This is a genomic window from Xanthomonas sp. NCPPB 3959, from assembly GCF_056675575.1.
Genome location: NZ_JBWWVR010000003.1, coordinates 194,622 through 218,817 on the forward strand (window position 1 = coordinate 194,622; position 24,196 = coordinate 218,817).

General features: G+C 64.7%; 20 protein-coding genes. 4 read left to right on the forward strand and 16 right to left on the reverse strand.

Annotated features, from left to right (window positions below):
* Window positions 1-18: 18 nt before the first annotated feature.
* The 9 genes from AC1KVG_RS05420 to AC1KVG_RS05460 form a co-directional block, all read right to left on the reverse strand.
* Window positions 19-822, reverse strand: coding sequence for a ferritin-like domain-containing protein (locus AC1KVG_RS05420; RefSeq protein WP_481093774.1), 804 nt, complete (start codon window positions 820-822; stop codon window positions 19-21).
* A gap of 61 nt (window positions 823-883) precedes the next feature.
* Window positions 884-2,350, reverse strand: a complete 1,467-nt coding sequence (purF, locus tag AC1KVG_RS05425; protein WP_006449393.1) for an amidophosphoribosyltransferase — start codon at window positions 2,348-2,350, stop codon at window positions 884-886.
* Window positions 2,351-2,380: 30 nt separating this feature from the next.
* A complete protein-coding gene (locus AC1KVG_RS05430) occupies window positions 2,381-3,127 on the reverse strand; it encodes a CvpA family protein (RefSeq protein ID WP_481093730.1) in 747 nt (248 codons plus the stop codon).
* A 230-nt stretch (window positions 3,128-3,357) separates the two neighbouring features.
* On the reverse strand, window positions 3,358-4,407 hold the full coding sequence (locus AC1KVG_RS05435; protein ID WP_481093731.1) for an SPOR domain-containing protein: 1,050 nt from the start codon (window positions 4,405-4,407) through the stop codon (window positions 3,358-3,360).
* A 59-nt stretch (window positions 4,408-4,466) separates the two neighbouring features.
* A complete protein-coding gene (folC, locus tag AC1KVG_RS05440; protein ID WP_481093732.1) occupies window positions 4,467-5,789 on the reverse strand; it encodes a bifunctional tetrahydrofolate synthase/dihydrofolate synthase in 1,323 nt (440 codons plus the stop codon).
* 136 nt (window positions 5,790-5,925) lie between these two features.
* Window positions 5,926-6,435: a hypothetical protein gene (locus AC1KVG_RS05445; protein WP_481093775.1), complete on the reverse strand. Its 510-nt coding sequence runs from the start codon at window positions 6,433-6,435 to the stop codon at window positions 5,926-5,928.
* A gap of 87 nt (window positions 6,436-6,522) precedes the next feature.
* Entirely contained in the window at window positions 6,523-7,167 is a 645-nt protein-coding gene (locus tag AC1KVG_RS05450; RefSeq protein WP_115039917.1) for a histidine phosphatase family protein, read from the reverse strand.
* A gap of 91 nt (window positions 7,168-7,258) precedes the next feature.
* Complete coding sequence (locus AC1KVG_RS05455; RefSeq protein ID WP_481093733.1) at window positions 7,259-9,343, reverse strand: S46 family peptidase; 2,085 nt, start codon at window positions 9,341-9,343, stop codon at window positions 7,259-7,261.
* Window positions 9,344-9,585: 242 nt separating this feature from the next.
* Window positions 9,586-11,667 carry a phosphocholine-specific phospholipase C gene (locus AC1KVG_RS05460; RefSeq protein WP_481093734.1) on the reverse strand — a complete coding sequence of 694 codons (2,082 nt, stop codon included), beginning with the start codon at window positions 11,665-11,667 and terminating at the stop codon, window positions 9,586-9,588.
* 105 nt (window positions 11,668-11,772) lie between these two features.
* On the opposite strand from AC1KVG_RS05460, the gene AC1KVG_RS05465 reads away from it, so the two are divergent.
* Both AC1KVG_RS05465 and tdh read left to right on the forward strand, forming a co-directional pair.
* The gene (locus tag AC1KVG_RS05465; protein WP_481093735.1) at window positions 11,773-14,208 is read left to right on the forward strand and encodes a TonB-dependent receptor; all 2,436 of its coding nucleotides are present in this window, start codon (window positions 11,773-11,775) and stop codon (window positions 14,206-14,208) included.
* 271 nt (window positions 14,209-14,479) lie between these two features.
* The gene (gene tdh, locus AC1KVG_RS05470; RefSeq protein ID WP_176339517.1) at window positions 14,480-15,514 is read left to right on the forward strand and encodes an L-threonine 3-dehydrogenase; all 1,035 of its coding nucleotides are present in this window, start codon (window positions 14,480-14,482) and stop codon (window positions 15,512-15,514) included.
* 622 nt (window positions 15,515-16,136) lie between these two features.
* On the opposite strand, the gene AC1KVG_RS05475 is transcribed toward tdh, so the two are convergent.
* The 5 genes from AC1KVG_RS05475 to AC1KVG_RS05495 all read right to left on the reverse strand — a co-directional run bounded on the left by AC1KVG_RS05475 (window position 16,137) and on the right by AC1KVG_RS05495 (window position 21,101).
* The gene (locus tag AC1KVG_RS05475) at window positions 16,137-16,853 is read right to left on the reverse strand and encodes a TorF family putative porin (protein ID WP_006452587.1); all 717 of its coding nucleotides are present in this window, start codon (window positions 16,851-16,853) and stop codon (window positions 16,137-16,139) included.
* A 294-nt stretch (window positions 16,854-17,147) separates the two neighbouring features.
* Entirely contained in the window at window positions 17,148-18,179 is a 1,032-nt protein-coding gene (locus tag AC1KVG_RS05480) for a sulfate/molybdate ABC transporter ATP-binding protein (RefSeq protein WP_481093776.1), read from the reverse strand.
* A gap of 7 nt (window positions 18,180-18,186) precedes the next feature.
* Complete coding sequence (cysW, locus tag AC1KVG_RS05485) at window positions 18,187-19,140, reverse strand: sulfate ABC transporter permease subunit CysW (protein WP_481093736.1); 954 nt, start codon at window positions 19,138-19,140, stop codon at window positions 18,187-18,189.
* The gene (cysT, locus tag AC1KVG_RS05490) at window positions 19,137-19,997 is read right to left on the reverse strand and encodes a sulfate ABC transporter permease subunit CysT (protein ID WP_043888978.1); all 861 of its coding nucleotides are present in this window, start codon (window positions 19,995-19,997) and stop codon (window positions 19,137-19,139) included. Before cysT ends, cysW begins: the two co-directional genes overlap by 4 nt.
* 3 nt (window positions 19,998-20,000) lie before the next feature.
* Complete coding sequence (locus tag AC1KVG_RS05495; protein WP_074056781.1) at window positions 20,001-21,101, reverse strand: sulfate ABC transporter substrate-binding protein; 1,101 nt, start codon at window positions 21,099-21,101, stop codon at window positions 20,001-20,003.
* A 90-nt stretch (window positions 21,102-21,191) separates the two neighbouring features.
* Between AC1KVG_RS05495 and kbl the strand changes: the two genes are divergently transcribed.
* On the forward strand, window positions 21,192-22,400 hold the full coding sequence (gene kbl, locus AC1KVG_RS05500; RefSeq protein WP_255086899.1) for a glycine C-acetyltransferase: 1,209 nt from the start codon (window positions 21,192-21,194) through the stop codon (window positions 22,398-22,400).
* Window positions 22,400-22,789: an HNH endonuclease gene (locus tag AC1KVG_RS05505; RefSeq protein ID WP_316694029.1), complete on the forward strand. Its 390-nt coding sequence runs from the start codon at window positions 22,400-22,402 to the stop codon at window positions 22,787-22,789. Before kbl ends, AC1KVG_RS05505 begins: the two co-directional genes overlap by 1 nt.
* Here AC1KVG_RS05505 and AC1KVG_RS05510 read toward each other — a convergent pair.
* A complete protein-coding gene (locus tag AC1KVG_RS05510; RefSeq protein ID WP_481093737.1) occupies window positions 22,743-23,594 on the reverse strand; it encodes a pseudouridine synthase in 852 nt (283 codons plus the stop codon). The genes AC1KVG_RS05505 and AC1KVG_RS05510 overlap by 47 nt on opposite strands.
* 19 nt (window positions 23,595-23,613) lie before the next feature.
* Window positions 23,614-24,129 carry a hypothetical protein gene (locus AC1KVG_RS05515; protein WP_349778714.1) on the reverse strand — a complete coding sequence of 172 codons (516 nt, stop codon included), beginning with the start codon at window positions 24,127-24,129 and terminating at the stop codon, window positions 23,614-23,616.
* Between the last annotated feature and the right edge of the window lie 67 nt (window positions 24,130-24,196).

A 24,196-nucleotide genomic window follows, 5' to 3' on the forward strand; every position in this document is an offset into this window, starting at 1 on the left:
GAACCCGCGCACATTTTTTCAGCCAGCCTGCTCCACCAGACTGGCCAACTCATCCTCATCGAAACCGGCAAGCAGCCGCGCTTCGATATTGAATGGTCCATGCAGATAGCCGCCGGCGTATTCGCGCAGTAGCGCCTTGAAACGCGCGCGCGGCTCGATGCCGGCCTGCGCGCAATACCAGCGATACCAGCGCGAGCCGGCCGCTACATGCGCCACTTCTTCGCGCAGGATGGTTTCCAGCACCTGCGCAGTGGCGATATCGCCGAGCGAGCGCAGCTTGACGATCATGGCCGGTGTCACGTCCAGACCACGCGCTTCCAGCACGCGTGGCACCAGGGCCATGCGTGCGAGGCCGTCATGCGCGGTTTTCTCGCACATTTCCCACAGGCCGTTATGCGCGGGGAAATCGCCGTAGTCGTGGTCGTGCGCCTGCAATCGCGCGCGCAGCAGCATGAAGTGACGCGATTCGTCGTCGGCCACCGCTACCCAATCCGCATAGAACGCATCCGGCAACCCGCGGAAGCGATACACCGCATCCCAGGCCAGATCGATGGCGTTGAGTTCGATATGCGCGATGGCGTGGATGAAGGCGGCGCGCCCTTCCGGCGTGCCCAATCCACGCCGTGGCACCTCGCGCGGATGCACCAGCACCGGCGTTGCAGGCCGGCCAGGCATGCAGATCGGCGCGGGGGGCGCGGCCTGCGGCGATGGCAACGACAGCGTGCCGGCGCGGAAGGCGGCCGCATGTCGCTGGGTCAGCGCGACCTTCTCCAGCGGATCGGCCGTTTGCAGGCAGGCGTGTGCGGCCTGCAAGAGATCCATCGTCACGTCAGCGCTCCGTCATTCGCCGGCAGCGCAACTCCACGACGCTGCCGCACCACCATCACGCGCGACGTTTGCGCTTGGCTTCGTCGGAGCGCAACTGCTGGATCCGCTGGAAATAACCCGGCTCGATCCCGGTGATGTACTCGCCGTTGAAGCACGAGGAATCGAACTGCTTGATATCCGGGTTGCCTTCGCGCACCGCCACTTCCAGGTCTTCCAGATCCTGATAGATCAGCCAGTCGCAGCCGAGGAATTCCTGGATCTCGTGCTCGCTGCGGCCATGCGCAATGAGCTCTTCGGCGGCTGGCATGTCGATGCCGTAGATGTTGGGGTAACGCACCGGCGGTGCGGCCGAGGCCAGATACACCTTGCGCGCACCGGCATCGCGCGCCATCTGCACGATCTGCCGGCTGGTGGTGCCGCGCACGATCGAGTCGTCGACCAGCAGCACCACGCGATTGCGGAATTCCAGGTGGATCGGGTTGAGCTTGCGGCGCACCGATTTCTGCCGCTCGCCCTGCCCCGGCATGATGAAGGTGCGGCCCACATAGCGATTCTTGACGAAGCCTTCGCGGTATTTCACGCCGAGCACGTTGGACATCTCCAGCGCCACATCGCGCGAGGTGTCCGGGATCGGAATGATGGTGTCGATATCGTGGTCCGGGCGCAGGCGCAGGATCTTCTCGCCCAGCTTCAGGCCCATGCGCATGCGCGCCTTGTGCACCGAAATGTTGTCGATCATCGAATCGGGACGCGCGAAATACACGTACTCGAAGATGCATGGCGCATGGTCGGTGGGCGCGGCGCAGATTTCCGAAAACAGCTCACCGCGCGCGGTGATCACCAGCGCTTCGCCGGGGCGCACATCGCGCACGCGCTGATAGCCGAGGATGTCCAGCGCCGCCGATTCGGAGGACACGATGTATTCGGTGCCTTCGGCGTGATCGCGCTTGCCCAGCACCAGCGGACGAATGCCATGCGGGTCGCGGAACGCCACCAGGCCCAGGCCCAGCACCACGCTGACCACCGCATAGCCGCCCTTGCAGCGGCGGTGCACGCCGGCCACCGCGCGGATCGCCGCCTCGGGGGTGAGCATGCGCTGCGCGTCCAGCTCGTAGGCGAACACGTTCAGCAGCACTTCGCTGTCCGAATCGGTGTTGATGTTGCGGCGGTCGGCCTCGAACACCTGCTGGCGCAAGGCCTCGGTGTTGATCAGGTTGCCGTTGTGCGCCAGCGCGATGCCGTAGGGCGAGTTGACGTAGAACGGCTGCGCCTCGTCCATGCCCTCCGAGCCGGCGGTCGGGTAGCGGCAATGCGCGATGCCGACGCGGCCTTCCAGCACCGCCATCTTCTTTTCGTCGAAGACATCGCGCACCAGGCCGTTGGCCTTTTGCACACGCAGGCGCGTGCCATCGGCGGTGGCGATGCCTGCGGCGTCCTGCCCACGATGCTGCAGGACGGTCAGGCCGTCATAAAGCTGCCCGGCGACGTTTTGGTTGCCGACAATACCGACGATGCCACACATGGTGCGCGTTCTCCGCTGCGGCTTGCGCCGTTACTGTGAAGGTGGCCGTGCCTGGCCTTGAGACTCGACCCGAGCCGGGTCGCTTTCTCCGCCGCGAATCTGCGCCGGATCGATATTGGCCGGCATCGCCTGCGTCGGATCGCGTCCGTCGCTGGCGGCTTGGCCGGGTTGCCCAAGCGCACGCGTGATGGTGTCGCTCAGACCGGACCCGGACAGCGCCTTGCCCAGATCCGTATTATTGCCTGCCGAGGGCAACTTCCCCAACTCCGTTGGCAAGTTGCCGAGTTCCATCGATGGCATGTCCATCGACGGCATCCGCCAGGCCGGCAGTTGCGCCCGCATCCAGCCCGCACCCGGCGACAGCATCGGCATCAGCACCGATTGCCGCCACGCCGGCTCGCGCGGCAATGGGGTGAAGCTCATCAGCAGCACCAGCACGCTGGCCAGAAAGCCGCCGCGCACCACCCCCAGGCCGAAGCCGAGCATGCGGTCCATCCCGCCGAGCCGCACCGCATCGACGCCGGCACGGATCACCATGCCGATCACCGCTACGGTGATCAGCACGCCGACGAACACCATCGCGTAGCCGCCGAACGACTCGGTGGCCGACGGATGCTTGCCGTCGGCGATCCAGCGCGCGGCCGAGCCGCCGAACTGGAATGTGGCCCAGCCCGCCAGCAACCACGACAGCGTGCCGACCACGATTGCGACAAAGCCGCGCAGCAAGCCCAACAGGGCCGACACCAGAATGATGACGCCCAGCACCATGTCGATCATTGCCCACTTCTCCGCGCGGTGCGCGCGCCGTTGCTGCAACCTGGCTCGGTGTTCATTGCGCTCCCCTCCATGGGTGTGAGGCGATCGGGAATCTGAAAGCCACCGACGACATGTCGTGAGTGGCTGTCAGGCTTGATGCGGACGGCCTGCAGCACGCGCAGTGTACGAAGGGTCGCGCCGATGCAGATATCTGATACCGGCAACGCCCACCCAATGGCGGCGCAGCCGTTTTACGGATGCGGACGCACCATGCCGGAAATGCCGACCTTGGCCGCCACCTGCGCACGCAGCTGTTCGGCATCGCCACGGTTGGCCACCGGGCCGACACGCACGCGGTTGAGCGCGCCCTTGTCGGTGCGGACCTGTTCGACGAACGCACTGAAGCCGGCGGCACGCACGCGGTCGCGCAAGGCATTGGCCTCTTCGGCGCGGCCAAACGCACCCAACTGCACCGCAAAACCGACCGAACTGGCCGCAGGCGCTGCCGGCGCGGTAGGCGCAGCCACGACCGGCTTGGCCGGTTCGGGCTTGGCCACTTCCGGCTTGGCCGGCACAGGCTTGGGCACTTCGGCCGGCTTGGGCGCGGCGGCTACCGGTTTGGCGGGTTCCGGCGGCAGGCTTTCGGTCTTGGTCGGCGCGGTGGTGCTGGCGGCTGCCACACTGCTGCTGGGCTTTGCGGCCGGTGCAGGCGTTGGTGCAGCTGCAGGCGCTGGCGCGGCGGCATTGGCATCCAGCGTCACCACCTGCGCGTTGACGTCGCCGCGCACCTTCACTGCCTGCAGGCGGGCCGATTCGGCCTGGGCCTGATCCACATACGGCCCCACGCGCACGCGCCAGGCCGGGCGGCCGTTGATCTGGGTCTTTTCGCTGAAGCCCGGCAGTTGCGCCTGCTTGAGCCGTGCGATCACCGCATCGGCATCGGCACTGGTGGCATAGGCACCGAAATTCACCGCGTAGTTGCCGGCGGCCACATCAGGGGCCGATGGCGCGCTGGAGGGCTCGGCCAGGTCGGCCGCATCCGGGTTGTCCTGCACCGCTGCCGGCGCCGTGGCGGCACCGCGCATGCCCAGTGCACCGCCGGCCGGCGCATCGCCCGGGGTGACCAGCGGCAATTCGCGGGTTTCGAACTCGCCATTGGCAGGCGCTGCGGGTGCCTCGAGCGGCACATCGGCCACGCCGCTCGACGGCGCAGGGCCCTTCACCAGCATCGGCAGGAAGATCACGGCAAGCGCCACCAGAACGATGGCGCCAATCAATCGCTGTTTCAGAGCAGTATCCACGTAAAGAGACGAGAGGCGGCGTGGCGGGTTGCCGCGGCGATTATAAGGCCGCAGCCGGCCTACCGACCTTGGTGGCCTGAATGAAGTGCGTGCAGCGCGTCGGCGACGGTATGAAACGAGCCGAACACCAGCACGCGATCACCTGGTTTGGCCGCCGCGAGTACCGCGCGCAGTGCGCTTGCGACGTCACGATGGCACGGCGCCTGCGCCGCGGCGGTGCCCTGCAGGCGTTGCTGCAATGCCTCGGCCGACTGCCCACGTGCGCCGGCCAGCCCGGCCAGCACCCAGTGGTCGATCTGCGTGGCTACCGCCTCCACCACGCCCGGCACGTCCTTGTCTGCCAATGCGGCGTAGATCGCATACGTGCTGCCTGGGTGCGCTTGCGCGCCGAGTGCGTCGGCCAGCGCGCGCGCCGCCTGCGGGTTGTGGCCGACATCCAGCACCACCTGCACGCCAGCGACATCGATGCGCTGCAGGCGCCCGGCCACTTGCGCGTTGGTGATGCCCTGCGCCCAGGCCGCATGGGGTACCTCGACCGGCAATGCCTGCAGCGCGGCGATTGCGGCGGCGGCGTTGGCCAGTTGCACCGGCGCGTGCAGGGCCGGCATCGGGAGTTCCAGGGTCACTGCGACATCGCGCCAGCGCCAATGCTGCGGGTTGGAATGCTGTGCGTTGGATTGTTGTGCATCGGTTTGCTGCGCGGCGATCCGCTCGAAGAAGTAATCGCTGCCAGCGCGGATTGCATTGGCACCCAGCTGATAAGCACGCCGCAACACGCTCGACGGCGGATCGATTTCGCCCAGCACCACTGGTTTCCAGGCGCGGATGATGCCGGCCTTCTCGGTGCCGATCGCCTCGCGGTCTTCGCCCAGCCAATCGGTGTGGTCGATATCCACGGTGGTGATCACTGCCACATCCGAATCGATGATGTTCACCGCATCCAGACGCCCGCCCAGGCCGATTTCCAGCACCGCCAGGTCCAGCGCGGAGCGCTGCAACAGCCACAGCGCCGCCAGCGTGCCGTACTCGAAATAGGTCAGTGCGGTCTGGCCGCGCGCCGCTTCGACGGCTGCAAAGGCGTCGACCAGTTGTGCATCGCTGGCCTCGTCTCCATCGATGCGCACGCGCTCGTTGTAGCGCAGCAGATGCGGCGAAGTGTAGGTACCCACCTTCCAGCCGGCCGCGCGCCCGATCGCCTCGATAAAGGCCACGGTCGACCCTTTGCCATTGGTGCCGCCGACGACGATGACGTGGGTGGCCGGCGCTGCAAGGTGCAGACGCGCAGCGACCTCGCGCACCCGCTCCAGGCCCATGGCGATGTTCTGCGGATGCTGTTGCTCGATGTAGGCGAGCCAGTCGGAGAGAGAGTTGGTTGCGTTCACGGCGAGGACTGCGCAGGAAGAACTGCATTATCGCGAATTTCCAGGCCGCGACGTGCTCGGACAAAAGACGACGGCGTGCTCAGGCACATGCGCTTGTCGTTGCCAAATCCAATTATCTGTGTCGAGACGTCCTCGCTCACGGAACGTCTTCGATCGCTGCAATCCTCATTCCCAGCACCGAGCGCTGACCGGTCAACACCACGGTCATCTGCTGATCGGGATGCCGACGATACAGCGCCTCACTGATGCACAGATGGCTGGGAAACCGATCTTCCAGCGGCCCGCCACTCAATCGGTATTTGCACGAACGCCCGCTTTGAAAGTACTCAGTCTGCATGACATGGGTTTCTTGAAAACTGACACCGGCGATGCGCGTGTACACCCACGGCGCACCTCGGGCCAGCATCAGCCAGCACACGCAGCCCAGCAACGGCGGCGCCACGACGATTGCCAGCAACGTATTGAACACGCCCTTGCTGACAACTGCCTTAAGTCGCCCGTAGCGGTAGGCATGCAGAAAAGGCAGGACCGTCAGAATGGCTCCTGTCAGCAGCATCGGCGCTACCCATTGCCGACCAGATAGAAAGGTGGCGGGGATGAAATTGCCGAAGACTCCCAGCACCAGCAGGCCTAAGAGTCCGAGCACCAGTGCCAGCTTGATGGGCTTTGTACGCTTGGAGGTTGCTCCACTGTTGCGCGCCACCGAACTGCTTACCCCCTTCCAATCGAAGCCTTACAACGCCCGATGCTTGGCTTCACCGAAAAACGGCGTGTGATGCGCGCAATCGTTCAGACGCACCACTTCCAGGTGATCCACGTCCTCGCCTTCGAGCAGGTTGAGCGTGGTCGGTGCCTGGCGGAAGGTCCACAGCTTGGACAACGGCAGGCCCAGAATCTTGCACAGGATCACGCGGTTGACTGCATCGTGCGCCACCACCAGCAAGGTATCGTCGGCGCCCAGGCCATCGGCGGCGCGTACCAGCCCGCGCCAGCTGCGGTCCAGTACCTGACGCAGGGATTCGCCACCGGGCATCAGCACGGTATCGGGTTCTTCGCGCCAGGCACGCAAGCGCGCCGGATCTTTGTCGTTGATCTCGCTGGCCAGCAAGCCTTCCCATTCGCCATGCGCGATTTCCTGCAGGTCCGCATCGGTCTGCAGCAAGCTCTCGCGTGCGCTGCCCAGCGCCAGCTTCGCAGTGGCCTGCGCACGCGACAGCGGCGATGCCACCGCGCGGGTGATCTCCAGCGACTGCAGGCGCGCGCCAAGGGCAGCGGCCTGGCCTTCGCCGACCGGCGACAGCGGGATATCGATCTGGCCCTGGTAACGGCCTTCGGCGTTCCACGGCGTCTCGCCGTGACGAGCAAGCAGGATGCGCATGCGCGAGAGATTCCTTGGGGGAGGGTCCGGCTCGCCGCAGCGAAACGGGAGCGCATCATAACCCCTCCCGCCCCCGTGCCGGCCGGCCGCCTCAGCGCACGCCGAGTTCCTTCAACAGCTGCGGCGCCGGGGCGACTTCGGTCATGACCCAGCGCAGATACCGGCTATCCACGGCGATCATCCGGGTCATGGACGGATCGAAGATCCAGTTGCTGCTCACCGACTCCCAGTTCCCATCGAACGCCAGCCCGACCAGCTTGCCGTGGGCATCCATCACCGGCGAACCGGAGTTGCCGCCGGTGATGTCCAGATCCGACAGGAAGTTGACCGGCACCGAGCCCAGCCGCTTGTCCTCGAGCCCGGCATAGCGCTTGGCCTTGACCGCCTCCAGCAACGCCTTGGGCGAATCGAACGGATCGGCGCCGGTGTCCTTGGCGGCCACACCTTCCAGAGTGGTGAACGGGGTATAGGCCACGCCATCCTTGGGCGTGTAACCCTTGACGTTGCCGAAGGTGATGCGCAGCGACAGGTTGGCGTCCGGATACACCGACTCGCCCTTGCTCTTTTTGTAATCGGCCAGGGCCTGCAAATACACCGGCCGCGCCTTGAGCTGCTCGCCGGTGTGCAGCTTGGTTTCGCGCTCGATCTGCAACAGCGCCGGAGTCACCGCCACGGCATATTGGATCGCCGGATCGGTACTAGCCTCGAACGCAGCACGATCGGCGGCCAGCCACTTCAGGCGGGCCTCGGTGCTGCCCAACGTGGTGGCATCGAGCTTGCCCAACGCGGCCTGCACGGCGGCCGCATCGCCGCCGCCCAGCCATTGGTCCAGTGCGGCAATGCGCTGGTTGGCGGGCAGCTTCAGATACTGGCTGAGCCAGTACTGCTGGAGCTGCCGATCCATGGCCGGCACGTAGCGGCGCTCCATCTGCTTCATCGTCCCTTCGATGGCCGGCAGGTCGCGGTCCTGGTACCCGGATTCGCGCTCGGCATTGGGCTTGGCGCGTTCCAGCGCGAGCCGGTATAGCGTCACTGCAGCCCCCACCGTGCCGGTGGCGTCGAACTGCCGCAGCACGAAGTCGCGCTGCTGGGTGGCCTGGTCGCTTTTGAGCAGTTTGACCAGGGTGTCGTGCGCCGCGAGCGCCTGCCGCCCGCCTGCGCCACGACCCTTCAGCCAGGCCAGCACCGCGGCTTCGTCGGCCTGCTTCTGCGCCTGCGCCCCGATGCGCTTGAAGCCTTCCAGTTGCCCATCGTAGTTCTTGGCGGCGTTATTGAGGCCGGCCACGGTGCTAGCGTATTTCACCTGGATGTCGGGATTCTGCTTGCCGGCCTGTTCGATCAGAGCGATCACGTCTTTGTAATGTCTGCCCACCACCGGATAGGTCCAGCCGGCGGTGTTGTCGAATTCGGCGGCCAGCGCGTAACGATTGGTACGGCCCGGGTAACCGGCCACCATCACGAAGTCGCCTGCGCCCAGCGGCTGGTCGGCGAACTTCAGATAGTGCTTGGGCTGGTACGGCACGTTGTCCTTGGCATAGGCGGCCGGCTTGCCGTCCTTGCCCACGTAGGCGCGGTAGAACGAAAAATCGCCGGTGTGGCGCGGCCACATCCAGTTGTCGATATCGCCACCGAACTTGCCCACGCTGCCTGGCGGCGCATAGGCCAAACGTACGTCCTTGATCTCCAGATTCTTGAACAGCCGGTAGGCATTTCCGCCGGCAAAGCTGAAGAACTGACAGCGGTAACCAGGCTGCGCCTCGCAGGCGGCGATCTGCTGCTTGCTGAAATCCTCCAGGGCCAGTGTGCGCTTGAGCGGATCATCGCCGGCTGTCGCCATCGCGGCCTTGGCAGGCGCGGTCACGTCGGTGATGGCATCGAGCACGTAGATGCGCGCGGTGGGGCCTGCGCTCAGTTCGTCTGCAGGTGTGGCGGCGCTGAAACCGTCCTTGATCAAATTCTTTTGCGCTGTGGAATTGAGCTGGATCGCGCCATAAGCACAATGGTGATTGGTCACCACCAGGCCCTGCGGCGACACGAAGCTGGCAGTGCAGCCACCCAGTGCGACCACCGCGCCCATCGGATCGCCGGTCAGGTCGGCCAGTTGCTGCGGCGACAGGCGCAAGCCAGCCTGCTGCAGCGGGCCGGCGATGTCGGGCAGTTGCTGCGGAACCCACATCCCCTCGCCTGCCTGTGCGGATGCCGCGAGCGCGAGTGTTGTCAGCATAGAAACGGCAAGCAGGTTCGGACGCATCGCACAGCCCCGGAAAGGTGAGCGTTACAGTGTAACCCTCACATCTGCAGCGGACCCCATGACCAACGGCAGGGTCCGCCCCTGATCCAGCGCTCCTGCCGGTGTGCTCGCTGCGCGCCGCCCCGCCTGCCGGGCAGGCGTCGTTCCAACCGTGGCCGGGCGCCGGCTCAGGCGCGACCGAACGCCGGGTCGCTGCGGCTGGGCTTGCCGGTTTCCAGATGCCCGGCCAGGCGCCGGCGGAATGCCCCACCCGGCTGCTCCACGACAACGTCATACCAGTGATCGCTTGCTGCCAACGGCAGGCGGATGGTTTGCCGCTGGCCTGCGGCCAGCTGCACGGCGCGCGCGGTCGGGTCTGCGTAATCCAGTGCGCGCAGTTGCAGCGTGCACGGTTGGCGCCCGGCATTGCCGAGTTCCAGCACCAGCATTTCGCCGTCCTGCCTGGCTTCCAACCACGGCGCTGCCGATTGCGTCACAGCAGCTGCGAGTTCGCCAGCGAACTCGCGCAGGAATCCATTCGGCCCATGCACGCTCAAGGCATAGGCACCGTTGTATGTAGCGCCAAGCGGTACATCGTCGAGCTGCGTGCCGGGCAGCACGGTGTAGTACCACGGGCCGCCATTTGCAGCGCTGGTGTAGACGTTGAACGCGGCTGCAGCAGCGCCGCTGTTGACGAACTGCAGTTGCACGCCAGTGTCGTTCTGCACGCGTGCATGCACCTGCAAGGCGTACGGCAGCGCGCGCGCCGGACGTTGTCCCGGCTCCTGTCGCGGCATGCGCGCGGTGGTCGGCGGTACCGGCAGCGGTTTTCCGCTCACCGCAGCAGTGCGTGCGCGATAGTCGCCGATCGCCGGCAACGCGCTCAACGCCGAATCGTCCGGCTTGCGGAAATCGAACACGCTGGTCAGATCGCCGCTCACCGCACGCCGCCACGGGCTGATGTTGGGCTCGGCCACGCCGAAACGGCGCTCCAGCAAGCGCAGTACCGAGGTGTGATCGAACACCTGCGAATTGACCCAGCCGCCGCGCGTCCACGGCGAGATCACCAGCATCGGCACGCGGATGCCAAGGCCGATCGGCAGCCCCTCGTAGACTTCGCCACGCGTGTCGACATTGCTGCGCCCCATGCGCGCATCCAGCGCCGGCAATGGCGCGGGCACATGATCGAAGAAGCCGTCGTTCTCGTCGTAATTGATGATCAGCGCAGTCTTCGCCCAGACCTCCGGATTGGCGGTGAGCGCATCGATCAAACGCGCCACCAGCGATTCGCCGTAGGCCGGCGGTGCCTCCGGATGTTCGCAATAGGCAGTGGGCGGAACGACCCACGACACCTGCGGCAAACGATTGGCCTGCACGTCGGCGGCGATCGCGGCGACCAGATGCTCGGCCTGCGTGGTGGCGGCGTTTTCCGCGGTGGAACCGGGCACGCACGCACGCGCGCGCCGATAGCGTTCGTCGCCGGGCTGCAGATCGCGATAGTGCGAAAAATACGCCAGCGAGTTGCAGCCGAAGTTGTCGTATTCCTGATACACGCGCCAATCCACGCCCGCGGCCTGCAGGCGCTGCGCGTAGGTGGTCCAGTCCATCGCCGCGTAACCGGGTTTGTCGCGCGCCATGTCGGCGGTCCAGTTGCCGTCGTCGGCATTGGTCACCGCTTGCGCACCGACATTGCCCACGCTGGGGCCGCTGGTGCCGGTGAACAGATACATGCGATTGGGATTGGTCGGCCCGTGCAGCGAACAGAAATAGCCGTCGCAAATGGTGAACGCGTCGGCGAGCGCGTGGTAGTACGGAATGTCATGACGCTGGAAATACCCCATCGTCAATTCGCCCTTGTACGGCACCCAGGCGTCGTACTCGGCCCAGCGTGCCGGGTCCTGCCCGTGGCCGGCTTTCCAGGAGTGATCCAGGCTCTTGATCAACGGCGCGGAGGTGTTTTGTGAATCGAAGGCGAACGGCAGCAAGCGACGACCGTCCTTTGCCGGCTGGCTCCATACCGGATGCCCATCGCGCAATTGAAGCGGACGCGGATCGCCGAACCCGCGCACGCCGCGCAGCGCACCGAAGTAATGATCGAACGAGCGATTTTCCTGCATCAGGATCACCACGTGTTCGATGTCGCGCAGCGTGCCGGTGCGTGAGTTGGCCGGCAGCGCGAGTGCGCGGCCGATCGAAGACGGCAAGGCGCCGGCGGCGGTCAGCGCGGCGACGCGCTTGAGGAAATCACGGCGCGAGGGGGAAGACGTCATGGATGCGAAACCTGGCAGAAATACGGGTGCATGGCCGCAGGTGGCGGCTGGACACGACACGTATAGCGGGCGAGCGCGACAGTTTTAAGACAGCGACCGTCATCAATGTTTCATGAGTCGTTGACACCCTGCGTCGCGAAACGTCGGTCTTGCACCGTGCGTCCGCCCTCAGCCGTGCCCGAACAGGATTCCCCCATGACTTGCACTCGTCGTTTTCATGTCACTCCGCTGGCGCTCGCCCTGGCAGCGCTGCTTCCCGTCATGGCATCTGCCGCCACAACGGCTACCGATCCGGCTGCCGTTGCAGACGCACCGGTCGCGGATGCGCCGGTCACCACCGCCGATACCGCAACCAATGCCACCCAGCTGGATGCGATCAACGTGGTCTCGCAAGGCAGCACGCGCCAGGTGCAGCGCATCAGCCGGCAGGACATCGAGCAGTTGACACCGGGCAGCAGCGCCTTCAAGGCAGTGGAAAAATTGCCGGGCGTGCAGTTCCAATCGGCCGACCCGTTCGGCACCTATGAATGGTCCACGCAGGTGACCTTGCATGGCTTCGATCAAAGCCGGCTCGGTTACACGCTAGATGGCATTCCGCTCGGCAACATGAGCTACGGCGTCACCAACGGCCTGCACATTACTCGCGCGATCATTTCGGAAAACCTCGGCTCGGTGGAAATCGCGCAAGGCGCCGGCGCACTCGGTACTGCGTCCAACACCAATCTCGGCGGCACCATGCAGTTCTATTCGGCCGACCCGCAGACCACGCCCGGCCTGCGGCTGGTGCAGACAGTGGGTAGCGATGCGACGCGTCGCACCTTCGTGCGCGGCGACACCGGCGATCGCAATGGGTTGTCGGCATATCTGTCCTATGCCAATGCCACCACCGACAAGTGGAAGGGCTTTGGCGACCAGCAGTCCGAGCAGGCCAACCTCAAGACCGTGTATCAATGGGGCGACGGCAATCGTCTGAGCCTGTTTGTGGATACTTCGCGGCGCAAGGAATACGACTACATGGATCTGTCGTTGACCAGCCAGCGCGCGCTGGGCTGGGACTACGATTATCTGCAGCCGGATTGGGCCACTGCGGTGCAGATGGCGCGTGCGTATCAAAACACCGGTGCCACCAGCGGCGTGGCCAACGGCTACCCGCAATCGCTGGCGGGGCTGCCCGATGATTACAGTTGGTTGGATGCCAGCTACTACGCAGGCGGTGGTCTGCGTCGCGACAACCTGGCAGGCTTGTCGGGCACGTTCGTGTTCGGCGGTGCAACCCTGGATGCTGCCGGCTACTACCACGCCAATCGCGGCGAGGGGCAATGGGTGACGCCGTATGTCGTCACCTCGGCGCAGATCCCGGTGTCGATGCGCACCACCGACTATGGCCTGGACCGTTTCGGCGGTACCAGCGCACTGAAGTGGTCGTGGGGCAATCACGATCTGGAAGCCGGCGTGTGGGCCGAGAATGCACGCACCACGCAAGGGCGCAATTACTTCGCGCTGGGCAACGAGGGCTACACCTCTCTGTACAACGTGTACGAAGCGCAGACCCCATTCCGTCGCGACTTTTTGCAGCGCTATACCACCCAGACCCGCATGCTGTACCTGCAGGACACCGTGCGCCTGCTCGACGATCGCCTGACCCTCAACTACGGCGCAAAGGCGCTCAGCACCACCACGCGTGCGCAATCGCTGGTGCCGACAACCGCGCTTGCACAGGGACGCATCCGCGCTGAAGACAACTTCCTGCCGCAGGTTGGCGTGAACTACAAGCTCGACGAGCGCCAGGACATCTACGCCTCCTACAGCAAGAATATCGCCGCCTTCGGTTTCACCCCGTTCGGCACCTCGCAAGCCGCGTTCGACCGCAGCCGCTCGACGCTGGAGCCGGAAGAATCGCAGACCGTGCAGGTGGGCTACCGCGTGCAGGATGCGCAGTTCCAGCTGTCGGCCGACGCCTACTTCACCAAGTTCTCCAACCGCTTGTTGACCACCTCGCCGTGCACCGCGGTGCAGACCTGCGCGGCGATCCTGAGCAATGTCGGTGCAGTGCATAGCGCCGGTGCCGACCTGGCGTTGATGTGGCGCCCGATGGAAGGCCTGAGCTGGTTGAACTCGCTGTCGTGGAATCGCTCGCGTTATCAGGACGACTACCTCAACAACGGCGTGGTCGCCACCTCCGGCAAGGACGTGGTCGGCATCCCGGCGTTGATGTTCTCCTCCAGCGCCAGCTACCAACTCGGCAACCTGCGCCTGGATCTGGACGGCAAGTACGTCGACAAGCGCTACATCACTTTCCTCAACGATTCGCAGGTGCCCTCGTACTGGCTGTTCAACGCCGGCGCGCGTTACGACTTCGGTCGTGTGGGCGGAGTGGCCGATGTGGCGCTGGCGCTCAACATCACCAACCTCACCGACAAGCGCTACTTCGCCAGCACCGGCACCAACGGCTACGTCGCCTCCGATCCGGATGGCTACAACCAGACCATGGTCGTCGGCGCGCCGCGGCAATACTTCATGAGTCTGGATGTGAAGTTCTGAGTTGCCGGCGTTCCTTCCCCCTCTCCCTGCGGGAGAGGGGTTGGGGTGAGGGTACGGGCGAAGCTCTCGTGTGGTTCCAGTGCACGAGGCTTCGCTCGTACCCTCATCCGGCGCTGCGCGCCACCTTCTCCCGATGGGAGAAGGGCTCCATCGATCACTATCCCGCCATGATCCGGGTAAGCCAACACCGCCCATTACCGCACCGCCGCATGGCGCAAACCTCGCGACGCCTATAATCGCCGCCTTACTTTCACTCAGCAGGTCCCGCCAGATGGCGCAGACGATGAAGGCGCTGGTCAAGCGCGAAGCGAACAAGGGCATCTGGCTGGAACAGGTTCCCGTCCCCAGCCCGGGCCCCAACGAGGTGCTGATCAAGCTGGAAAAAACCGCAATCTGCGGCACCGATCTGCACATCTACCTGTGGGACGAGTGGAGCCAGCGCACCATCACACCCGGCCTGACCATCGGCCATGAGTTCGTCGGCCGTGTGGCCGAGCTCGGTTCGGCCGTGACCGGATACCAGGTCGGCCAGCGCGTCTCGGCCGAAGGCCACATCGTCTGCGGCCATTGCCGCAACTGCCGCGGTGGCCGCCCACATCTATGCCCCAACACGGTCGGCATCGGCGTCAACGTCAATGGCGCATTTGCCGAATACATGGTGATGCCGGCCAGCAACCTGTGGCCGATCCCCGACCAGATTCCCTCCGAGCTGGCCGCGTTCTTCGACCCCTACGGCAACGCCGCGCACTGCGCGCTGGAATTCGACGTCATTGGCGAGGACGTGTTGATCACCGGTGCCGGCCCGATCGGCATCATTGCCGCCGGCATCTGCAAGCACATCGGTGCGCGCAACGTGGTGGTCACCGACGTCAACGATTTCCGCCTCAAGTTGGCCGCCGACATGGGCGCCACCCGCGTGGTCAACGTCTCCAAGACCTCGCTCAAGGACGTCATGGCCGACCTGCACATGGAGGGCTTCGACGTGGGCCTGGAAATGAGCGGCAACCCGCGTGCCTTCAACGACATGCTCGACTGCATGTATCACGGCGGCAAGATCGCCATGCTCGGCATCATGCCGCGCGGCGCCGGCTGCGACTGGGACAAGATCATCTTCAAGGGCCTCACCGTACAGGGCATCTACGGCCGCAAGATGTACGAGACCTGGTACAAGATGACCCAATTGGTGCTGTCGGGTTTCCCGCTGCACAAGGTGCTGACCCATCAACTGCCGATCGACGACTTCCAGAAGGGCTTCGACCTGATGGAAGAAGGCAAGGCCGGCAAGGTCGTGTTGAGCTGGAACTGATCGGCCAATACGCTTGAACGCAAAAGGCGCCGCGAGGCGCCTTTTGCGTGTCCATCTTCAGAGTGCTGACAAACGCAGCGGGCAATCCTCAGGTGCGAGCGGAGCGCTTCAAGAACGCAGGGTCGGCGAGGATTGCAGGCAAAGGCTCAGTGGGTCGAGGGCGCGGTGCCCTTACCGCTCGCGGGACACGCCGCAAGTACGTCCGTGTAGGCTCGGTGGCGGCATCCATGCCGCCACACGGTCCCGCAATCGGTGAGGACACCGCACCAGACAGTTTGCTGGTTGCTTGGAAAAGAGCTACGCGCACCGACTATCTCGACTGGTCCTTGCCCGCCCACCGTCGCGGGACCTTACGCGGCATGGATGCCGCGTAAGAGCCTACACGGACGTACTTGCGGCGTGTCCCGCGATGGTGGACGGACAAGGGCCCTGCAACCAAGCCGCAGATCAGCCGCTCTACAAGCGACTTGTCTGCACTGTGCAAGCACTCCAAAACAAGCCAGCCGAAATCTAGATTCCTAAGCATCCCTTAGATGTAGATGCTGAAGCATCCGAGCATCAACTCTTCCCGCCTCACAACTACACAACCAATTGGTCAGAGCGGCTATTTAGTCGATCGCCATCAAGGCCAGGTGACCGTGGCAGTCGCCACCAGATGGTTCTGCGAATTCTGCCGACCGAAGCCGAATTCGGCCGCTTCGCTGGTGTCGTAATAGCCCACGCTCAAACCCAGCGGACCGAATGCCTTGCCGACATTCACGCCGAAGTCGTTGTAGTCGTGATCCACCTGACTGAGCGCCGAGGTGTAAACGCTGTGCCCGGCGTGCGCGCCGAACGTGAAGTCGTACGGCAACGTCCAGTTGGCATCGAGTGCGTAGTAATAGCCGTCGGTCTTCGACCCATACAGATCGTTGGTATAGGCAACGGTCAAGCTATAGGTCTTCAAAAATGTGGTTTTGGTGATCAGTTCGGCGTAGTTGGACGCGCCCGCTCCCAGGTACTGGTAGCGGTTGACCATCACATCGAAATTCCAGTTAGTGCCCAGATCGGTGTTGTAGCCGACAAAGCCATCCACTTCCCAATCCGGATCGCCGGCACCGTAATCGACATTGGAGGTCCAGGTGCCGATGTACACGCCGAACGGCGTCGTGTACGTGAGTCCAGCCTGGAAGGCGGGCTCTTCATTGGTCTGCGAGATACCACGGAACAGATAATCGCTGGTGACCGCAAAGGTGCCACTGAAGGGCGACGCTGGCGCTTCTTCATCCTGCGCATGCGCCAACGGCACGACACCGAGCAGCAACAACGACAGACAACACGCGAGGGGGGACGGCTTCATGGAGCATCTCCTGGGACGATGGGCGGTCGGATGACGCGAAGCGAGGTTGCAGTGACTTTATTAGTCCAACTGTCATTGCAGCGCAACATCAACGTCGTGCGCCTTTGAACCAGCACACAGGCCTTAACCACCGATGGTGCTAATCAGGATGCCCATCTCATCGACTGAATGCGCAGGATCTTGAGATTGGGGAGTGGGGATTCGTAACGCCAAAGCAAAGGCGGATCCCGCTCTGCGAATCCCGAATCCCTACTCCCAAATCCCCATTCAATACCGGCCCCAGCCGGCGTTGAATCACGCCGGAAACACCCCGTAATGCCGCGCCGCCAGCCTTAGCTGCTGCCCTGGCTGAAAACTCCCCGCCGAGGCCGGCAGTTCCACTTCCACCTCGTTGCCTGCCGGCTCAAGCGTTGCGCGCAGACGCAGACGCGCCCCGCTGCGCTGCGACCAGGCCACTGTCGCCGGCCAACCGGCGTCATCGGGCACCAGATCTTCCGGTCGCACATACACCTCGACCGGGCCGGCTGCCAACGCGGCATTGGCCGCCGGCAATGCATGCCCGGCCACCTGGATCCGACCTTCCGCCAGCACACCAGGAATGCGGTTCACCGCGCCCACGAACGAATACACGAACGGCGAGGCAGGCTTGTCGTAGATCATCGCCGGGGTGTCGAGCTGCTCGATGCGGCCGCGGTTGAGGATCGCCACCCGGTCGGCCAGTTCCAGCGCCTCTTCCTGGTCGTGAGTCACGAACACCGTGGTCAGACCGGTACGTTCGTGCAGCTCGCGCAGCCAGCGGCGCAGGTCGCGGCGCACCTGCGCATCCAGCGCCCCGAATGGCTCGTCCAGCAGCAGCACGCGTGGCTCGATCGCCAACGCACGCGCCAGTGCCACGCGCTGCCGCTGACCACCGGACAGCTGGGTGGGATAGCGCTGCTCCAGGCCATGCAACTGCACCAGCGCCAGCAATTCTTCAACGCGTGCGCGAATACGCGCTTCAGCCCAACGCTCGTTACCGCGCCGCACCCGCAGACCGAAGGCGATGTTCTCGAACACGTCCATATGCTTGAACAACGCGTAGTGCTGGAACACGAAGCCGACCCGGCGCGACTGCACGCTCATGCGCGTGGCATCTTCATCGCCGAACAGCACCTGCCCGCCATCGGCATGCTCCAGCCCGGCCATGATGCGCAACAACGTGGTCTTGCCTGAGCCCGACGGCCCCAACAGTGCCAGCAACTCACCCTGGCGCACGTCCAGGGTGATGTCGTCCAACGCGGTGAACGTGTCGAACTGCTTGCGCAGGCGGTGGATGCGGATGCCCATGTTCACCTCAATGTCGGTGGTTGGCGGCGAGCGAATCGCCATGCCGCCATTCCAGATACGTCTTCAGCGCCAGCGTCAGCAGCGCGGTCAATGCCAGCAGCGAGGCACACGCAAACGCGGCGCTGTAGGCGTATTCGTTGTAGAGAATTTCCACATGCAACGGCAGCGTATTGGTGCGCCCACGGATGTGCCCGGACACCACCGACACCGCACCGAACTCGCCCATCGCGCGCGCCGCGCACAGCAGCACGCCGTACATCAGGCCCCAACGGATATTGGGCAGGGTCACCCGCCAGAACATCTGCCAGCCGCTCGCGCCCAGGCTCAATGCCGCCAATTCTTCATCGCTGCCTTGCTGCTCCATCAACGGCATCAGCTCGCGCGCGATAAACGGAAACGTGACAAAGGTCGTCGCCAGTACGATGCCCGGCAGCGCGAATACGATGCGCGGCAGCTGAATCAGCATCTCGCCAAAAAACGGCAGCTGCAGCTGCCAACCTTCGTCGATCAACGGCCACGCCCAACCGCTGCGCCCGAAGATCAGCACGAAGATCAAACCCGCCACCACCGGCGACACCGAGAACGGCAGATCGATCAGGCTGATCAGCAAGCGCTTGCCGGGAAAGCGATGCTTGCTCACCGCCCACGCCGCAGCCACCCCGAATACCAGATTCAGCGGCAGCACGATCGCAGTCACGACCAAGGTCAGCTTGATCGCTGACAACGCATCCGGATCGACCACCGCGCGCAGGAAAGTTTCCCAACCACCCCGCAGCGCCTCGGCAAACACCAGCACCAGCGGCAGCAGCAAAAACGCCAGCAGGAACAGCAGCGCGCCCAGAATCATCAGCCACTGCACCCAGCGGGGCTCGTTGGTGGCCGAGTCGGTGATGCGGCGCGCCTGTTCGGTCATTGTGCGGTTCTGCAGCATGGAGGGCAGCGACGAAACAGCATCGTTCATGCAGGCCTCCGTTGATAGCGCAGCAGGCGTGCCTGCAGCGTATTGACCACCAGCAGGATCACGAACGACAGCAGCAGCATTGCCGCCGCAATCGCGGTGGCGCCGGCATAATCGAATTCTTCCAGCCGGATGGTGATCAGCAGCGGCGCGATCTCGGTGGAATTGGGCAGATTGCCGGCGATGAAGATCACCGAGCCGTACTCACCCACGCCGCGTGCGAAGGCCAGCGCAAACCCGGTCAGGACCGCTGGCCACAGACCCGGCAACACCACCCGCCAGACCGTCTGCCAGCGCGACGCACCAAGCGTGGCGGCGGCCGCTTCCAGTTCACGCTCGCTCTCGGCCAGCACTGGCTGCACCACCCGCACCACGAACGGCAGGCCGACAAACACCAGCGCCAGCACGATCCCCAACTGCGTATAGGCGACCTTGATACCGATCGCCTCCAGCCAGCGCCCGACCCAGCCGTTGCCGCCATACAACGCAGTCAGCGCAATACCGGCCACTGCGGTGGGCAACGCGAATGGCAGATCGATCACCGCGTCGAAGAAGCGCTTACCCGGGAAGTTGTAGCGCACAAACACCCACGCCACCCAGGTGCCCATTAGCGCGTTGAAGGCGCCGGCCACAAATGCCGTACCGAAGCTCACCCGCAACGCCGACAACACCCGTGGCTCGCTCCACACCCGCCACAGGCCGTCCCAACCCAATCCGCTGGTTTTGATGAAGATGCCCAGCAGCGGGATCAACACAATCAATCCCAGCCAGGTCAGCGTAATTCCAAGACTCAAGCCCAACCCCGGCATCACGCGTCGGCGCGATGACGGCGCTGGATGGGGAGCAACCGACATCTGCATTGCCTACTTTTTTGCCTGGATCTGATCGAACACACCACCGTCGGCAAAGTGTTCCTGCTGCGCCTTGTCCCACGACCCGAACGCTTCCTGGATGGTCACCAGCTTGATGTCCGGGAAACGCGCCAGATCGGCCGGGTCGGCAAATTCCGGGTGACGCGGGCGATAGAAATGCTTGGCTGCCAGCTTCTGCCCTTCCGGCGCGTACAGATAACGCAGGTAGGCCTCGGCTACATCGCGCGTGCCGTGTTTGTCGACGTTCTTGTCGACCAGCGCCACCGACGGCTCGGCCAGGATCGACAACTTCGGCACCACGATCTCGAACTTGTCCTTGCCCAGTTCATCGCGCGCCAGCAGCGCTTCGTTTTCCCAGGCCAGCAGCACATCGCCGATACCACGCTGCACGAAGGTCGTCGTGGCACCGCGCGCGCCCGTATCCAGCACCGGCACGTTGCGGAACAGCGCCTGCATGTAGCGCACGATGCGCTCGCGGTCGCCCTTGAAGATGCGGTCGGCATACGCCCAGGCGGCCAGGTAGTTCCAGCGCGCGCCGCCGGAGGTCTTGGGGTTGGGCGTCACCACCGCCACGCCGGAGCGCAGCAGATCCGGCCAATCGTGGATGTTCTTCGGGTTGCCCTTGCGCACCAGGAACACGATCGTCGAGGTGTACGGGGCGCTATTGTCGGGCAGGCGTTTTTCCCAATCGCTGTCGATCAGCTTGGCCTTCTCGGCGATTGCGTCCACGTCGTAGGCCAGCGCCAACGTGACCACATCGGCCTCGATGCCGTCGATCACTGCGCGCGCCTGTTTGCCGGAGCCGCCGTGCGAGGTTTCCACCGTCACCGTGTCCTGCGGATGTTGCTGCTTCCAATGCGCGGCGAACGCGCTGTTGTAGTCGCGATAGAACTCGCGGGTGGGGTCATAGCTCACATTGAGCAGACCGATGTCGCGCGCGCCAGCCGGGCCGGCCAGGGCCAGCAAGCTGCACAACAGGATCGACACGAAGCGGTAGCGGGGGTGGGTCACAGCAATCTCCTGGCCGGTTGGGCGCAGCTGAACAGCAAGCATGCCATGCTGCGCAGCGCTACGCGGGCGGTGAAATGACATACACGCCTGCGCTTATACCGATTTTGCATGACGTAGTGGTATGCCGCCGTGATCGTTAAAATCGCGCTTCTTTCTGCCACTGCGATCGCCATGACCAACGCTCCCGCCGCGCTGACCGCCCATTACGCCGCCGAACTGGAGGCGATCCAGGCCCAGGGCCTGTTCAAGTCCGAGCGCATCATCACCGGCCCGCAGTCGGCGCAGATCACCCTCGCCGACGGCCGCAGCGTGCTCAACTTCTGCGCCAACAACTATCTGGGCCTGGCCGACCATCCGGACATCATCCAGGCCGCCAAGGACGCACTGGACACGCACGGCTTCGGCATGGCCTCGGTGCGCTTCATCTGCGGCACCCAGGATTTGCATAAGCAACTCGAGCGCACCATCGCCGACTTCTTCGGCACCGAGGACACCATCCTCTATGCCGCCTGTTTCGATGCCAACGGTGGCCTGTTCGAACCGTTGCTCGGCGAGCACGACGCCATCATCTCCGACGCGCTCAACCACGCCTCGATCATCGACGGCGTGCGCCTGTGCAAGGCCAAGCGCTTCCGCTACGCCAACTGCGACATGGCCGACCTGGAAGCGCAGCTGCAGGCCGCCGATGCCGCCGGTTGCAAGACCAAGCTGATCACCAGCGACGGCGTATTCTCGATGGACGGCTTCATCGCCCCGCTGGACGAGATCACCGCCCTCGCCCGCAAGTACAACGCGCTGGTGCATATTGACGAATGCCACGCCACCGGCTTTTTGGGCGCTACCGGCCGCGGCTCGGCCGAGGTCAAGGGCGTGCTGGACCAGATCGATATCTTCACCGGCACGCTGGGCAAGGCGATGGGCGGCGCACTGGGCGGCTTCACCACCGCCAAGCGTGAAGTCATCGAACTGCTGCGCCAGCGCTCGCGTCCTTATCTTTTTTCCAATTCACTGCCGCCGCACGTGGTGGCCGCAGGCATCAAGGCGTTCGACATGCTGGATGCCGCCGGCGAGCTGCGCACGCAGTTGGTCGAAAACACGCGTTACTTCCGTGAGCGCATGACCGCCGCTGGCTTCGACGTCAAACCTGGCGTGCATCCGATCAGCCCGGTGATGCTCTACGACGCACCGCTGGCGCAGAAATTCGCCGAGCGCCTGCTGGAAGAAGGCATCTACGCCATCGGCTTCTTCTTCCCGGTGGTGCCCAAGGGCCAGGCGCGCATCCGCACCCAGATCAGCGCCGCGCACACCCGCGAGCAGCTGGATCAGGCGATCGCAGCATTCATCAAGATCGGCCGCGAACTCGACGTCATCAAAGACTGATGCGCACGGTGCTGCGCCAACGGCTGTTGCTGGCGGCGCACACCGATGCCCAGGCGCATTTACTGGACGGCAGCTGGGAAACCCGCTGCCTGCATTGCCGTCGGCGCTTGCAGCTGCGCGCCGATGGCGAGCCGCTCGGCCACACCACCCTGGAACACGTAATTCCGCAGGCCTGGTTCGGCCGTCGCGCAGCGGCCGCGCTGTGCGCGATGGTCGGCGACGATGCGAATGCGGCGCGCAACCTTGCCCTGGCCTGTGCCAGCTGCAATCACGCCAAGGGTCGCCGTCACGATGCCAACGGCGCCGGCGACGCACGTGCTTTTGAGGTCGTCAGCGCCTTGCTCAGCGCGCGTCTGGCGCGCTGGCGGGAGCCGCCGTCAGCGCCCTGACTTCCTCGGCGCTGAGCATGCGCCACGCACCCTTGCCCAACTCACCCATCGCCAGCGCACCGATCGCCACCCGCACCAGCCGCAGCACCCCGATCTCCAGCGCCGCCAACAAACGACGGATCTGCCGATTGCGGCCCTCGTCCAGCACGATCTCCAGCCACGCATTGCGCTCGCCTTCGCGCAGCACGCCAACGTGCTTGGCGCGCAGCAGCGCACCATCGCTCTCAGGATCGGGATCGACCACACCGGCCCGCAACTGCGCCAATTGCTCGGCACTCGGGCGGCAATCGATCTGTACGTGATAGGTCTTGTCCGGCCCGGTCGCAGGGTCGGTCAGCGCCGCCGCCCATTGCGAGTCGTTACTGAAGAGCAGCAGCCCTTCGCTGGCCTTGTCCAATCGCCCGACCGGCGCGATCCACGGCAATCCGGCACCATCGAAGCAGCGATACACCGTGTCCCTGCCCTGCTCGTCGCGCACGGTCGTGACCACGCCGCGCGGCTTGTTGAGCATCAGATAGCAGCGCGCCGGCCCGGCCAACGGCTGCCCGTCGACGGTGATGCTCGACTGCTGATCGGCGTGGATTGGATATTCGGGGTCGTGCACCACACGCGCAGCCACGCTGACCCGCCCTTCGGCGATCCAGCGTGCCGCTTCGGTACGCGAACACACGCCCAATTTGGACAGCACGCGCGCCAGCCCGTGGCGCGGTGCGCTGGTCGCAGTGGCCGTCGCGGAGGCGCGCGAAGCACCAGCCGGACCACGCTTGCGTTGCCGGGACGTCGCCGGCGGAGGCCGCCGGGTCATGCCGTCCCGACCGTGCCGCTTACTTGTTTTCGACCGACTTGACGTCGGCCGCAGGCGTTGCAGTTGCCGCAGCGGCCGGAGCCGGCGCAGCCACCGGACGCGCCTTGACCACACGCACACCGCGCGCCTTCATCCAGGCATCGAATTCTTCGGCGGTCATGCGCTTGCCGTTCTGACTCATGTCAAAGCGCCACGGCGTGTTGTCGAATGCAGTGGTGGCCTTGTAGGCGGCCGGATCGTTCGAATTGACGGTGCCGCCGGGCGGAATCACCTTGGCCAGATCCTGGCAGCCTTCCACACGCAACCGCAGCAGCACGCGGTCCACCGATTGCTCGCTGGTATAGGGCTGGGCCAACACGCCGGTAGGCATGCCCAGCTGGACGCTACGGGTGTAGAACTCGGCGGCCGCCGGCGCAATCACCGTGGCAGGCAACGGCAGCGGCTGGGACACCGTGCTGCCGGCGCAGTTCGGGGCGGCGTAAGCGGCAGGAATCAAAGCGAGACAGAGCAAACCTGCCGTGGCGGTACGCAGCATCGGGTTCTTCCAATTATGAGTTTGGTGTTGACGCGGCGAGTGTAGGCAGCGATGAACGCTGTTTCAA

Coding starts and splice junctions, on each gene's coding strand:
- AC1KVG_RS05505 (WP_316694029.1), top strand. CDS start 22,400: ATGCGCACGGTGCTGCGCCAACGGCTGTTGCTGGCGGCGCACACCGAT.
- AC1KVG_RS05510 (WP_481093737.1), bottom strand. CDS start 23,594: ATGACCCGGCGGCCTCCGCCGGCGACGTCCCGGCAACGCAAGCGTGGT.
- cysW (WP_481093736.1), bottom strand. CDS start 19,140: ATGAACGATGCTGTTTCGTCGCTGCCCTCCATGCTGCAGAACCGCACA.
- AC1KVG_RS05455 (WP_481093733.1), bottom strand. CDS start 9,343: ATGTGGGTTCCGCAGCAACTGCCCGACATCGCCGGCCCGCTGCAGCAG.
- AC1KVG_RS05450 (WP_115039917.1), bottom strand. CDS start 7,167: ATGCGCATCCTGCTTGCTCGTCACGGCGAGACGCCGTGGAACGCCGAA.
- AC1KVG_RS05480 (WP_481093776.1), bottom strand. CDS start 18,179: ATGGGCATCCGCATCCACCGCCTGCGCAAGCAGTTCGACACGTTCACC.
- kbl (WP_255086899.1), top strand. CDS start 21,192: ATGACCAACGCTCCCGCCGCGCTGACCGCCCATTACGCCGCCGAACTG.
- AC1KVG_RS05495 (WP_074056781.1), bottom strand. CDS start 21,101: ATGTCATTTCACCGCCCGCGTAGCGCTGCGCAGCATGGCATGCTTGCT.
- AC1KVG_RS05465 (WP_481093735.1), top strand. CDS start 11,773: ATGTTTCATGAGTCGTTGACACCCTGCGTCGCGAAACGTCGGTCTTGC.
- AC1KVG_RS05430 (WP_481093730.1), bottom strand. CDS start 3,127: ATGATCGACATGGTGCTGGGCGTCATCATTCTGGTGTCGGCCCTGTTG.
- AC1KVG_RS05475 (WP_006452587.1), bottom strand. CDS start 16,853: ATGAAGCCGTCCCCCCTCGCGTGTTGTCTGTCGTTGTTGCTGCTCGGT.
- cysT (WP_043888978.1), bottom strand. CDS start 19,997: ATGCAGATGTCGGTTGCTCCCCATCCAGCGCCGTCATCGCGCCGACGC.
- AC1KVG_RS05420 (WP_481093774.1), bottom strand. CDS start 822: ATGGATCTCTTGCAGGCCGCACACGCCTGCCTGCAAACGGCCGATCCG.
- AC1KVG_RS05515 (WP_349778714.1), bottom strand. CDS start 24,129: ATGCTGCGTACCGCCACGGCAGGTTTGCTCTGTCTCGCTTTGATTCCT.
- tdh (WP_176339517.1), top strand. CDS start 14,480: ATGGCGCAGACGATGAAGGCGCTGGTCAAGCGCGAAGCGAACAAGGGC.
- purF (WP_006449393.1), bottom strand. CDS start 2,350: ATGTGTGGCATCGTCGGTATTGTCGGCAACCAAAACGTCGCCGGGCAG.
- AC1KVG_RS05460 (WP_481093734.1), bottom strand. CDS start 11,667: ATGACGTCTTCCCCCTCGCGCCGTGATTTCCTCAAGCGCGTCGCCGCG.